This window comes from Oceanobacillus jeddahensis, from assembly GCF_000750635.1.
Classification (GTDB): Bacteria; Bacillota; Bacilli; order Bacillales; family Amphibacillaceae; genus Oceanobacillus; species Oceanobacillus jeddahense.
This window is the reverse complement of sequence record NZ_CCDM010000006.1, coordinates 36753-50012: the sequence shown is the minus strand read 5'-3', so window position 1 is coordinate 50012 and position 13260 is coordinate 36753. Positions and strand designations below refer to the sequence as shown.

Genomic DNA, 13260 nt, shown 5'->3' with positions numbered 1-13260 from the left:
TAAAAAATGGTTTACTTTAATCTATTTTTATATTATTCTATATCTAGAAATAATTCAAACAAAACAGGAGGCGTTTTAAATTGAATTCAGAAACAGCGACTAATCAGGAAGTAAACGTACGTTGGTTATCTCAGGAAGAATGTATTGAGGCTGGGGCTAAAAACATGGATATGATTTTAGAATATGTAGAAAAAGTTAATCTTTGGTTAGCTCAAGAAAAAGTTGTGGAACCAGAACTTCTACATTTGCTATGGGAAGAAGGAAATTATTCTGGAAAACGTATCGGAGTACATGCTTCGCTGATACGCTCTGAAGAAATGAAAGTTGCGGCGGTTAAAGGAATCCCAAGCAATCCAATGAATCCGGTAAATTATCAGACACCCCGTTCAAATGGAATAATCATTTTATATCATGAAGATACTGGATATCCATTTGCAGTCATGGATGACACAATTGTAAGCGCACTCAGAACTGGTGCCTCAAGTGCTCTGGGGGCAAAATACTGTGCACGCTCTGATTCAGAATCTGTCGGACTTGTTGGATGCGGTGTGATCCAGAATGCTCACATCGAGGCAACAAGCAAAGTGATGAAAAATATTAAAACCGTGAGACTTTATGATATTAATAAAGATAAAGCTGAACAGTTTGCTTCCAAATGGGCTCACCTTGGTTGCAATTTTGAAATTTGTGATGATATCGAGCAAGCTGTGGCTCCATCAGATATTGTATACACAGCAACGAATGTTAATCTTGACAATGAATATATTCCTAAAGAATGGATTAAAAAAGGATCATTCCACTCTGGCGTCTCTATGTGGGATCATAAGGATGAAGCAATTCTGGAAGGTTTTAATAAATACTGCATGGATTATAAATTACGCTTGAAGGATGATAAGTATCCACTTTCTGAATTAACTAAATCAGGTCGCTTAAAATCAGAGGATATTGTTGAATTAGGACAGGTAATAACGAACAAACAAGTTTGCAGGGAGAGTGAAGATGATTCCGTTTTCTTTGTTACACTTGGAATCTGTGCAACAGATACAGCTAATAGCTATAGAATTTATAAAAATGCAATAGAAAAAGAACTTGGTACGGAAGTAAAATTATGGTCCGAGCCTGCGATGTTTTAAATCTAGTTATTAATTTTACCTTTAAATCACAATTATGAAAAAATATACAAATCATTTATAGATAAACAAATTTAATAAATTTTATCTAGGTGCAAACGTCCGTAAGACCCATATCGGGTAAATACCAAATATACCGAAATGAGGGATAATGGACGCCTGCACCTCGATAAATCTTGCCCTCTCCAGCATAGAATGCCCTCTCTCATGGTAGCCTCGCTTTATGCTTTATGGGCTACAATACGAAACTTTACCCGGCAGGGATTTTTTCCCGCTGAGTTGGCCTTAAGTGATTCAGGGAGTTAGCGTCCGTTATCTCCCTCCCGAATATTTTTATTTCATGCTTTATTTTGAGAAAGGCGTTTTACAAATGATTCTCCATGATAAACTAAGTTACTCCCAAACACCCTTTTATACAAGAATTAAGCAAATAAATCGAACGGAGGTAAATAATGCCATTATCAAAAGTTCTACCTTATATTGAGAATGAAAACTATGAACGTTTATCACCAGAAGTCATTACAAAGGCAAAAAAAAGTTTATTAGATTTCTTAGCTTCAGCCTACGCTGGATACCAATGTAAATCTTCTGATATTGCTTTTCAATCTGCTGATTGGCTAGGAGGCAAAGAACACTGTTCCATAATGGGGACTGAAAAAACAGTTTCTCCATTTGCAGCAACATTTATTAATGCAACTTTGGCCAGTTGTATGGATATAGATGATGGACATCGGGAACCAGTTGGTCATCCTGGTTGTATGGTTATTCCACCAGTATTAGCTGCAGGTGAATTATCTAAAAATAGTACAGGAAAAGACTTCATTACAGCTATTGTTACAGGATATGAAGTCGGGATTCGTTGTGGCATTGTTATGAATTCCAATCACGGACAACTGTTTTATGGTTCTGGCGGCTGGGCGCTGTTTGGTTCCGCATCTGGTTTAGCGAAAATGAAAAGTTTAACAGGAAAAACATTAGAAAATGCATTAACAATCGGTGAAGTTTACGGGCCGACAGCACAATGTGGAAAATCCATTGCCGCTGGTTCGATGACAAAAGAAAGTGTCGGTTGGGGTGCTGTGACAGCATTTATGGGGGTATCATTAGCTGAACATGGGTTCACAGGGCCCGATAACATTTTAATAGATAAACATTTATACAACTGTGATATAGAAAAAACCTTCGAAACATTGGGAGAAAAATATGAAATTAGAAATACTTATTTTAAACAATATCCTGCTTGCAAATGGGCGCACTCACCAATAACCGCAGTGCTTCAAATTATGGAAGAATCTAACCCTGATTTAAAAGAAATCGATGAAATCATTATTGAAACATTTCAAAAGGCTACAACACTTAATCATATTAAACCAGAAACGACAGAAGCAGCACAGTATAGTATTCCATTTCTTGTTGCTACTGCTCTTTATTACGGTGCAGTTGAACCTTCTCATATATCTGAAAAGCATTTAAAAAATGATAGTATATACAACCTAGCAAAAAAGATACGTATGATCCCCGTCGAGGATATGGAAAAAGAGTTTCCAAGCAAGAGACCTGCTCGAGTAAAGATTAAAATGAAGAATAAAAGCGTGTTTACCAAGGAAGTGAAATTGATTAAAGGAGATCCTGAAAATCCACTGTCATGGGATGACTTAATCAATAAGTTTCATTTATGTTCCAAAAATTTTATTGATTATACGCATAGAGAAGAAATCGTTAAAAAAATCATTAATTTAGAGCGTATAACCAATTTAAAAGAATTGACCAGTCTTTTAAAATAACACATTATTATATGAAATCTATATATTTTTTCAATAATGTTCGTATATATAAAGTGAAGAGGGAGGCATAAAATGGAATTCAGTGTATGGAATATTGTGACGGATATCGGTTTAATATCTTTACTACTAGTGTTATCAGTGGTATTAAGAGCAAAAATAAGATTATTGCAGCGTTCCTTCATGCCAGCAAGTATACTGGCGGGGATCTTAGGTTTGATTTTTGGCCCCAATGGATTCGGTATTATTCCATTTTCAGATTTTATTGGTGATTATCCAGGTATTCTGATTGCAGTCGTATTAGGAGCACTTCCTTTATCTACCCAAAATTTTAAATGGTCGGAAATCATGGGGAAAGTAGGTTCATTATGGTCTTATTCCCAGATTATCATGCTCCTAGCTTGGGGAGGTGGACTGCTTTTCGCCCTTATTTTACTTGTGCCAACATTCGATGTGCATAACGGATTCGGCTTATTATTCGCCGCTGGTTTCGTAGGAGGACATGGAACCGCAGCTGCTTTAGGAGATGCATTTGCTCAGCAAGGTTGGGAGGAAGCCACCGCTCTGGCTATGACCTCAGCAACGATAGGAGCAATACTATCTATTGCTGTAGGTCTAGCATTAATCAAATCCGGTACCAACAAAGGTTATGCAAATTATATCAGCAGTTTCGATCGACTCTCTGAAGAATTAAAAACAGGACTTATCCCTAAAGGTAAACGTCATTCTATGGGAACTGATACAGTCTCCAGTATTTCTATCGAGTCTTTGAGTTTCCATTTAGGATTGGTTGCTTTCGCTACAACAATTGGATATTATTTAAGTCAATTGGGCGAATCTTTATATCCTAACCTAGTCATTCCTGCATTTGCACTCTCTTTTTTAGTAGGACTAATGATAAGACAACTGATGCAGGTTGCGAAAGCAGATGATTACATTGATAAAAGCGTGATGTCCAAAATAGGCGGAAGTGCTACCGACTTTCTTGTCGCATTTGGTATTGCATCTATCAATCTTACAGTAGTTGCTGACAATGTAGTACCATTTACTATTTTACTTATCTTTGGAATACTCTTTAACTATTTCTTCTATAAAGTAGTGTCAAAATATTATTTTCAAGAAAATTGGTTTGAAAAAGGGATCTTTACTTTCGGATGGATTACAGGTGCTGTAGCAATGGGAATTGCATTATTAAGAACGGTAGATCCTAAATTGGAAAGTAAAACTTTGGATGAATTCGGTCTGGCATATATTCCTATCGCCCCTGTAGAAATCATGCTTATTACGTTTGCACCTTTATTTATCTTGAATGGTCAACATTGGCTTTTTACGGTCATTACGATTGGTGCTTGTTTCATTATATTCATTTTTTCCTATTATAAAAAATGGATTAAATTCAGAGATGATGGAACAGGATAATATCTAAAAAGCCAATGCTCCTAACTTCAAAAGAAGAGTTACATCACTGATTTGTAAATTTGATAATTTTGTGAGTTCTCCAAACAAATGGTACCGATTTAAGGGAGCAGAGAAAAAGGTTAGATAACCAATTTCTCTGCTCCCTTTATAACAGCAACATGCGTGATCTTATGTTTCTCCTATTGCTCTTTTTGATAAGGTACTTTATCCATGGAATGAATGTGAAATTTAACAATTTCTTTGCTATTCTAAAGTTGACAATGATAGCTTATCTTACCCTTCTGGTTTCAATCTTACGGATACTTACTCGTTTGGATATTTCTCCTGTAAAAACCGTACAGACTGCTTAATCAATTCTTTCAATACCTCTTCATCAATATCTGCTACTTTATTAATATACACACAGGCCTTACCCGTTGTATGCTTGCCGAATTTCGCTAGTAAGTGTTCGCGCTCGGTATCCCCCGTCGCAAAATAAAGACTGATTTTCGCTTTTCGGGGAGAAAAGCCCACTAATGGCGCATCTCCCTCATGACCCGAGTCATATTTATAATGATACTTGCCAAAGCCGATAATACTCGGCCCCCACATAGCTGCTTCAAAGCCAGTTGTTTCTGTAAATATATCCAGCAGGCGGTATGCATCTTCCCGCTTTTTAGGCTGCTCGACTTGCTCAATAAATTCAATTACACTATTATCTGTTTCTTTCGTTTTTAACTGATACATCTCTTCACCCCTCATATGCCTTTCGCAATGTCTTCATATCTAATTTTTTCATTGGCATCATCGCCTGATTCACTCTGTCAATTTGTTCCTGTGTTGCATGCTCGCTCATCATTTCATCCAGATCTTTCGGGACAATTTGCCAGGACACTCCATACTTGTCCTTAAGCCATCCGCACTGTTCTGCTTCCGGAACTGCTGATAGTTGTTCAAAATAATAATCGATTTCTTCCTGTGTATCACAGTTCACAAGCAGGGAGACTGCTTCATTAAATTGAAAACCATGCTCCAATGCACTATCCATTGCTGTCAGCCAGACATTCTCAAGCATAAAATCAGAAAACATGACAGTTCCTTCCTGGTTTGGTTCCATGCCGGCAGGATACTTAGCCGATACGCCTTCTTTACTGTCTTTAAAAATGGATAAATAACATTGCACCGCTTCTTCTGCTTTACCTGCATTCTCTCCAGTAAACATCATTGATGGCAATATCGGCGGCCTTTCCTCCCCTTCTGGATTGGTCAGAATAAGCTGCCAGGAGACTCCATATTTATCTTGAATCCAGCCGTATTTTTCGCTGAAAGGATACGCATCAAACGGCATCAATACCTGGCCGCCATCCGACAGCTTCTCCCAAACCTCTTCTATCCGTTTGGATGCATGCTCATCTCTTGCAGGATCAAAATTAACCATAAAAGAAATCGACGGATTAAATGAAAAATATGGGCCGGCACTGATAGACATAAAACGTTGCCCCCATAAGTCAAAAGAAACCAAATCACAATCCCCTGATGGTGTATCCTTCACAACAATTTCACTGCAAACCTGAGAATCCGGGAAAACAGACGTGTAAAATGCGGCAGCTTCTTTTGCTTCCTTGTCAAACCAGAGATGCGGCACGATATTTTTGGAGTTTGATGTCATTATATTTTCCTCCTTCTTAAAAGTATCAAGATACTTTTACTATACCATTTTAATATCTCATCTGTTTCTTTTAATTTGCTTTTTGTATATCTTGTATCTTTATATTCTCCAATGCTATACGTTTCCATTAATCTGAAAATTATTTCTTTATTTTTATTAAACAGATGCCTAGACAACAGGTCTCGCATCCTCTAATATAGGAACAATGTTTCGCGAAAAAACGAAAAAAGGGAGCGTTGAAAATGACAATGAAATTCTCTCGCACTACGATTTTAACTATATTTATGATTGGCACATTTGCGATTGGCATGACAGAATATGCAGTTACTGGTTTATTAACCCAATTTGCTGCTGATTTAGACGTAGCCGTGTCAACAACAGGGTTATTGCTCAGCGTTTATGCGATCAGTGTTGCTATTTGTGGACCGGTGCTTCGAACATTAACCGTAAAATTTTCACCAAAACCATTATTAATCGCACTAATGGCCATTTTTATAATAAGTAATATTATTGCAGCTACTGCACCAAACTTTGAAATTCTGCTTCTCTCCAGATTACTTTCTGCAACGATGCATGCTCCATTTTTTGGACTGTGTATGAGTATGGCGGTTGACATTTCACCGCCCCATAAACGCACAAGCGCCATCGCTGCTGTCCAGGGAGGACTTACGATCGCTATTATGCTGGGCGTACCTTTTGGTTCCTATATCGGCGGCATGCTTGATTGGAGACTCGTATTCTGGTTTATCGCATTGATGGGACTTATCAATTTAATTGGTCTCTTGATCGTCACACCAGATATTAAACAAAAAGAAATTCCTAAATTAAAAAATGAAATGGCTATATTAAAAAATAAGAATGTCTGGATGCTAATTGCCGTTATTGTCTTCGGTTTTTCCGGCGTATTTACCGCCTATACGTTCACAGAGCCGATGTTAAGAGAAATTGCAGGCTTTGATGTAACAAGTATCACGATTGGATTATTTTTATTTGGGCTTGGTGCTGTGATAGGGAATTTTGTTTCCGGAAGTATTCAACCTGAGGTGCTGACAGAACGCTTAATTGTAGCTATGGCTATTTTAGGCACTGTACTGCTCAGCTTTACTTTCTTACTCGCAAACCCATTCTTCACTTATGTTGCTTGCTTCTTATTTGGCGCTGGTACCTTTGGAACAACACCAATATTAAATGCAAAGATTATTCTGGCAGCTACCGAGGCACCTGCTTTGTCCGGCACGATTGCTGCGTCCGTGTTTAACTTAGCAAACTCCATTGGTGCAACTTTAGGAAGTCTCTTATTGACCAACCATTTTTCATTCAGAGAAATTACTTTTGTTGCTGGCGGTATGATTTTCTTTGGAGTGATTCTTATGTTTGTTACGCATAAAATAGAGGACAAGTCTTTATTTAGAGCTTCTGAGAATGCTTATGATTGATAAATATAATAATCCTTTAAGCAAATACTTTGAACTAAGATGTGTTTACTCGCCTCATCAAAAAGTTTTTGTATTTGTTTCCCCCATAAAAACTGTTGCACTTAACTTTATTCTTTAACATGTAAATACTTTCTTTACGTGAAAAAAGACGATTCCATAGATCGTCTTTTTTCACAAAGAAACGTAGATAAAACTTATTACCAATCAAAAAAGAATTTTAACATCAAAACAATAAGTGAATATCCTATTGCTCCTGTTAAAAACCATTTAAAGTGCGCTTCTCTTTCCGCCGGCATTTCATATTTTATAACGTTTAAAATCATCGCACCTGAAATAAAAGAGAAAATAATAGCGAGAATAAGTGTATCAAATGTTACAAATGAGCCAACCAGCCATCCAACAACTATCCCTGCTGCTAACACATACCGCCCATACTTATTGTACATTTCTGAATTTTCTCTCCACATATCATGAGCTACTGCAAAAAAGTGAAGTCCGATAGCTGAAGAATAAAAAGCAACCTGAACTCCTTGTACCTGAGATTGAATAACAACAAATGAAATTAACATATTATAAATGCTGAAAAAGAAAATTTGCACCCAAAAAACGCGTCTTTCTATAACTTTTGTCTCAGCTTCATCAGATTTATTCTCTGATCTATTCAAAGAACGATTTACTAAATTCTGAATACCGAAAAAAAGCAGCATACCAATTAATCCGACGAAATATAGCTCTGATTCCATGGCCAATCCGTCTGTATCTTCCAAGCTTGCCTGTTCTTCATGGAAAGCCGGGAGCACATAGACAAATATATATGCAGCTGCAATCCCTCCGGACAAGGACAACCAACGATCTCTTTTTATCCGATCAGAAGGCAGGATCTGGTTTGTTAATAAATGAATTGTAATCAATATAATCCCAACAATAAACGCTCCTAAAGTCACCTTACACACTCCTGCACTCTAAAAGTCTTCTCTTCCTTCTATTACCTATACCCTTATTTATCTGCTGAAAAACTAATATAAGGCCGGGAAGTATGCTTCATAACCAGAGTGAGTTTGCATTTTATTCCTCTTCATAAGCTTTATACCAATGATATGGCTGAAGTTCTTTCAACGTTTTAAATTGCAATTCGTTATCTATATTTGTTACAGCCGCTTTCACATCTTCCCCCCAGTAAAACAGACGTTCCTGACAAACTCCACATGGTGTTAAAATAAGGAATGCAGCATTTTCGTCCTCTCTGCCTATACAAATCGAGTGAGTTATTTTCGTATTCAATTTATGAGCCTCTAAAATAGCACCTGTTTCCATACATAATTCGGTAGAAGGATTCAACACTTCAGGAGCCACACTCGTTAATATCTGTCCTGATTCGGTATATATAGCGGCTGCACCACCCCATCCAGTTGGTATCTATTTTTTATTAACTTCACTGCTTCCTTGTACAACTGCTTCTTTATATCCACATTACCTCTCCTCATTTTATTTATTTTTTGGTTACAATATTGCAACATATCTTCTTATTTAAATAGGATAATCCTTTATATGAAATAACGTTTGTACCACACTGTTAAACAAATCTCTTTGGTCTTGCCTTTCCCAATCCTCTTCCACTTCAGCCATCAACCACATAACTTCGTCTAAGAATACATGTAAAACAGCTTCCTCCCAAGCTTTTATTTCTCCATTTGTCAATGTTTGATGCTTCAAATAACCTTCTAAAAATACTTTCCATTCCATTGGTGTAAAAGTACGGTTGGGAGCGGAAGACAATTCATTATGAAACAATAATAGTACCAATGCCAAATCAAATATGCGGGGAATCCACACAGCATTATCTGGGTCAATAAGAACCGGTTTGTTTTGAAATACAAGGTTATTTGCTTTAAAGTCGTGTGGTGTTTCCAACCAATTTAATGACATGTTTTTTAATTTCCCCTGATTTTCCACCGCGGTATGCAATAAACCTTTAAGCTTTTGAATATTGATATCTGCTTGATAAATACTGGCAAAATTACTGATTTTCTTCATGTGATCATCCACTTCATGATGATAAAAATCAAAAACATCATATTCGCTTAAACCAAAAGTATTTCCTAAAGAAGAAAGTGCATGAATACGCCCAAGAAGCTCTCCAGCCTGGATAATTTCAGCTTCTGTTCCTTGATAGCTGCTTCCATTAATAAATGGATAACAAATATAACATGCATCATCTATTTGTTTTGGATTACTGCTTTTTAGATTTACCGGTGTTACTACGGAAACGCCTTTTTCTTTTAAATACATACTATACCTGACGAGGTTCCATGCTCTTTCCAAAGGATACTGTGTTCTTTTTATAATATAGTTTTGAATCTTATAGACTGGAGAAAATGGGTAAATACTTTTTTGTTCCTCTGCTACATAAAATCCAAATTCTTTTAAAAGAGCTATACTATCCATCCTTTTTCACTTCCCTTTTTATAAGCTTCTCATTTTAATAAACTAAAAATCTATTTAACACAACGATTATAACTTGAATTATCTGTATTTTGAAATAAAATCTATAAAATAAAAATACTCTCCCGAATTACAAAAGGAGAGTACTCTATAAGTTGGTAAACTTTTATTTACATTGCTAATTATGAAATGAAAAAGCTTATGATAAACACAACCAGGAATCCTACTCCCCCAATAATTGTTTCCATCACGGTCCATGACTTGAGCGTATCTTTTTCTGACATGGCGAACAGACGATTAACAAGCCAGAAGCCGGAATCGTTCACATGGGAAAGAACAGTTGATCCAGATGCAATAGCGATCGTAATCAATGCCAGCATTGGTTGAGACGGATTAGCCATTTCCAGGATAGGTGAGACTAATCCTGCTGCTGTAATCATTGCTACAGTTGCTGAACCCTGAGCAACACGGACAAATGTTGCAATAAGGAACGCAAGCAATACAAGCGGGAATCCGGAAGCAGCCATGATTTCTCCCATCACATCACCGACACCGCTTTCAATAAGCACTTCTTTGAAAACACCGCCTGCTCCTGTTATCAAAATAACAATTCCTGCAGGTTCCAGTGCTTTTGTTGTCATGGATTGCATCTCATTTTTTGTCACACCACGTCGTTTACCAAGGAAATACATGGATAAAAGTGTTGCAATAATTAGAGCCACAAACGGGTGTCCAATAAACGTAATGACTTCTTTGAAAATGCTATCATTTAATATGACGTCGCCTGCTGTATTGAATAAAATTAAAACTAACGGCGAAAGAATAAGGAAGCAAATTAAACCAAAGCTTGGAAGAGCTTTTCGTTCCCCACCATCCTTTTTTCTTGCTTCTTCTTCCTCTTGAATGTGCTCAGGAACATCGACATGAATTCTTTTCCCAATATAACGGCCGAATATCGGTCCAGCTATAATCATTGCTGGTATACCAGCAATGATACCGAATAACATTACCCAACCTAAATCTACGCCAAGTACTGATGCAACTGCAATTGGTCCAGGTGTAGGCGGGATAAACGCATGAGCTACTGCTAAACCCGCCAAAAGTGGAATTCCATAGTAAAGTAATGACTTTTTTGTACGCATTGCCAAACTATAAAGAATAGGAATCAGAATAACAAGGGCAACATCTAAAAATACTGGAATAGCTACAATAAATCCTGTTAAACCCAGCGCCCATTGTGCACGTTTTTCTCCAAACTTATCAACAAGTGTAAAAGCTAAACGCTCAGCACCTCCAGATGCTCTAAGTACTTCTCCGAACATTGCACCAAGCCCAACTACAATTGCTATAAATCCTAGGGTACCTCCCATTCCATCTTCTATTACTTCCAATAGGAAACTTGGCTCCATCCCTGTAAAAAGACCGATGAGGATACTAGCGATTAATAAAGCTAAAAATGCCTGCATTTTTGAATGCATAATTAAATATAGTAGAACCGCTATACCTAAAATAGTTATTAATATTAAACCCATTGAAGACATTTATTTCCCTCCTTTTGTATCTACCCTTTACCACTCAGCTACACTATTATCTTGATGACGCCAAATTGGATTTTTCCAATTATGACCTTGTTCAGCCATCTCACGCACATACTGCTCGTTGATTTCAATTCCTAAACCTGGGCGGTCGGGAATATCAACATATCCATCTTTGTACTTGAATACGCTATCATCTTTTAAATAATCTAATAAGTCAGAGCCCTGATTATAATGGATACCCAGACTTTGCTCCTGAATAAATGCATTATGACATGTTGCATCTACTTGTAAACAAGCTGCTAAAGCAATGGGTCCTAGGGGACAATGTGGTGCAGCCGCTACATCAAATGCTTCTGCCATCGATAAGATTTTTTTATTTTCTGTAATTCCGCCGGCATGGGATAAATCCGGCTGGATAATGTCTGCATACCCATCTTTTAATAGATTTTTAAAATCCCATTTCGAATACATTCTTTCTCCCGTAGCTATCGGAATGACGGTGTGATTAGCAATATCACGCAACGCTTCATTATTTTCCGGTAAAACAGGTTCTTCAATAAACATCGGACGGAATGGTTCCAGTTCTTTTGCTAACACCTTTGCCATTGGCTTATGGACACGTCCATGAAAATCAATTCCTATTCCTATATAAGGACCGACTGCATCACGAATGGCTGATACATTAGCTAATACACGATCTATTTTTTCATAAGAGTCGATGTATTGTAGTTCATCTGTACCGTTCATTTTAATAGCCGTAAACCCTTTATCAACCACTTCTTTAGCAGCTGCCCCAACATCAGATGGACGATCTCCACCAATCCAAGAGTACACTTTAATAGATTTTCTTGCTCTGCCCCCAAGCAGCTGATGGATTGGTACATTCAAATATTTTCCTTTAATATCCCAAAGTGCTTGATCAATACCAGAAATAGCACTCATTAATATAGGACCTCCACGGTAAAATCCACCACGATACATCACATTCCAATGATCTTCAATCTGCAACGGATCCTTCCCTACTAAATACTCCATGAGTTCCTTAACTGCAGCTTTTACAGTAGCGGCCCGTCCTTCAATCACTGGCTCTCCCCAGCCAGTGATCCCTTCATCTGTCTCTATTTTTAAAAATAACCATCTTGGTTGTACTTGAAATAATTCATAGTTTGTAATTTTCATAAATGCCTGCCATCCTTTTTTATTCAGATCTATCTCATAAGAAAGTTAACTATTTAGTTGAAACTGCCTCAATAAATGCTTGTGCGTTATTCGTTAATTCCCCTAGATATGTTTCATTCACTTCTTCCTTTGTATTTACAAGAGAGCTTCCGATTCCAAAAGCTACTGCTCCAGCCTTTTGAAAATCAATAATATTATCCTTATTCACTCCTCCAGTTGGAACTAATGGAATATGGGAAAGAGGTCCACGTATATCCTTTATATAAGCTGCTCCAATACTCGCTGGAAAGACTTTTACTAAATCTGCACCTTCTTCATAAGCTGTCAAAATTTCTGTTGGCGTAAATGCCCCGGGTATACTTACTTTTCCATAACGTTTTGTTATTTTTATGGTGTCTTTACTTACTGTTGGCGATAAAATAAAATCTGCACCTGCATCCATGGCTGCTTTCGCAGACTCTGGATCCAAAACCGTTCCAGCTCCAACTTTCATTTCTTCTCCAAACGCTTCCTTCAACTGTTTAATTCCTTCGATTGCACCTGGAGAATTTAATGTCACCTCAATAAGACGGACACCTCCTTCTTTTAGAGCTGCTCCAATTTGTAACAAATCTTCTTTCTTAGCTCCCCGAATAATTGCAATAATTTTATAATGATAAATTGCCTCAAGCGTATTCAAAAAGATCC

Annotated in this window: 11 protein-coding genes and 1 pseudogene; 4 read left to right on the top strand and 8 right to left on the bottom strand. The window is 37.3% G+C overall.

The genetic code is table 11. The features are described from left to right. Positions 1-80 precede the first annotated feature (80 nt). The 3 genes from BN986_RS21140 to BN986_RS21130 all read left to right on the top strand — a co-directional run bounded on the left by BN986_RS21140 (position 81) and on the right by BN986_RS21130 (position 4330). On the top strand, positions 81-1133 hold the full coding sequence (locus BN986_RS21140; RefSeq protein ID WP_040983938.1) for an ornithine cyclodeaminase family protein: 1053 nt from the start codon (positions 81-83) through the stop codon (positions 1131-1133). 449 nt (positions 1134-1582) lie between these two features. Continuing rightward, the gene (locus BN986_RS21135; protein ID WP_040983936.1) at positions 1583-2914 is read left to right on the top strand and encodes an MmgE/PrpD family protein; all 1332 of its coding nucleotides are present in this window, start codon (positions 1583-1585) and stop codon (positions 2912-2914) included. 72 nt (positions 2915-2986) lie between these two features. After that, complete coding sequence (locus BN986_RS21130; protein WP_040983934.1) at positions 2987-4330, top strand: sodium/glutamate symporter; 1344 nt, start codon at positions 2987-2989, stop codon at positions 4328-4330. 303 nt (positions 4331-4633) lie between these two features. Here the strand turns inward: BN986_RS21130 and BN986_RS21125 are convergent, their stop codons facing one another. Together BN986_RS21125 and BN986_RS21120 are read right to left on the bottom strand one after the other, a co-directional pair. Then, positions 4634-5056, bottom strand: a complete 423-nt coding sequence (locus tag BN986_RS21125; protein ID WP_040983933.1) for a DUF1801 domain-containing protein — start codon at positions 5054-5056, stop codon at positions 4634-4636. Positions 5057-5060: 4 nt separating this feature from the next. Next, on the bottom strand, positions 5061-5978 hold the full coding sequence (locus tag BN986_RS21120) for a VOC family protein (RefSeq protein ID WP_040983931.1): 918 nt from the start codon (positions 5976-5978) through the stop codon (positions 5061-5063). Positions 5979-6220: 242 nt separating this feature from the next. Here BN986_RS21120 and BN986_RS21115 point away from each other — a divergent pair, with 242 nt between their 5' ends. After that, a complete protein-coding gene (locus BN986_RS21115) occupies positions 6221-7414 on the top strand; it encodes an MFS transporter (RefSeq protein ID WP_081922293.1) in 1194 nt (397 codons plus the stop codon). 197 nt (positions 7415-7611) lie between these two features. On the opposite strand, the gene BN986_RS21110 is transcribed toward BN986_RS21115, so the two are convergent. From BN986_RS21110 to BN986_RS21085, 6 genes and pseudogenes are all read right to left on the bottom strand, one after another. Then, the gene (locus BN986_RS21110; protein ID WP_040983929.1) at positions 7612-8358 is read right to left on the bottom strand and encodes a hypothetical protein; all 747 of its coding nucleotides are present in this window, start codon (positions 8356-8358) and stop codon (positions 7612-7614) included. 121 nt (positions 8359-8479) lie between these two features. Next, a pseudogene (locus BN986_RS21105) lies at positions 8480-8883 on the bottom strand (cytidine deaminase). A 58-nt stretch (positions 8884-8941) separates the two neighbouring features. Next, on the bottom strand, positions 8942-9859 hold the full coding sequence (locus BN986_RS21100) for a phosphotransferase (protein ID WP_040983926.1): 918 nt from the start codon (positions 9857-9859) through the stop codon (positions 8942-8944). A 179-nt stretch (positions 9860-10038) separates the two neighbouring features. Then, on the bottom strand, positions 10039-11397 hold the full coding sequence (locus BN986_RS21095) for a GntP family permease (protein ID WP_040983924.1): 1359 nt from the start codon (positions 11395-11397) through the stop codon (positions 10039-10041). A 27-nt stretch (positions 11398-11424) separates the two neighbouring features. Further along, on the bottom strand, positions 11425-12573 hold the full coding sequence (dgoD, locus tag BN986_RS21090; RefSeq protein WP_040983922.1) for a galactonate dehydratase: 1149 nt from the start codon (positions 12571-12573) through the stop codon (positions 11425-11427). Between the two features lie 49 nt (positions 12574-12622). Beyond that, complete coding sequence (locus BN986_RS21085; protein WP_040983920.1) at positions 12623-13252, bottom strand: bifunctional 4-hydroxy-2-oxoglutarate aldolase/2-dehydro-3-deoxy-phosphogluconate aldolase; 630 nt, start codon at positions 13250-13252, stop codon at positions 12623-12625. Positions 13253-13260 lie beyond the last annotated feature (8 nt).

Bases quoted from the DNA above. Each gene is read 5' to 3' on its own strand.
- BN986_RS21100 (WP_040983926.1), bottom strand. From the start codon at position 9,859: ATGGATAGTATAGCTCTTTTAAAAGAATTTGGATTTTATGTAGCAGAG.
- BN986_RS21095 (WP_040983924.1), bottom strand. From the start codon at position 11,397: ATGTCTTCAATGGGTTTAATATTAATAACTATTTTAGGTATAGCGGTT.
- BN986_RS21130 (WP_040983934.1), top strand. From the start codon at position 2,987: ATGGAATTCAGTGTATGGAATATTGTGACGGATATCGGTTTAATATCT.
- BN986_RS21125 (WP_040983933.1), bottom strand. From the start codon at position 5,056: ATGTATCAGTTAAAAACGAAAGAAACAGATAATAGTGTAATTGAATTT.
- BN986_RS21120 (WP_040983931.1), bottom strand. From the start codon at position 5,978: ATGACATCAAACTCCAAAAATATCGTGCCGCATCTCTGGTTTGACAAG.
- dgoD (WP_040983922.1), bottom strand. From the start codon at position 12,573: ATGAAAATTACAAACTATGAATTATTTCAAGTACAACCAAGATGGTTA.
- BN986_RS21135 (WP_040983936.1), top strand. From the start codon at position 1,583: ATGCCATTATCAAAAGTTCTACCTTATATTGAGAATGAAAACTATGAA.
- BN986_RS21115 (WP_081922293.1), top strand. From the start codon at position 6,221: ATGACAATGAAATTCTCTCGCACTACGATTTTAACTATATTTATGATT.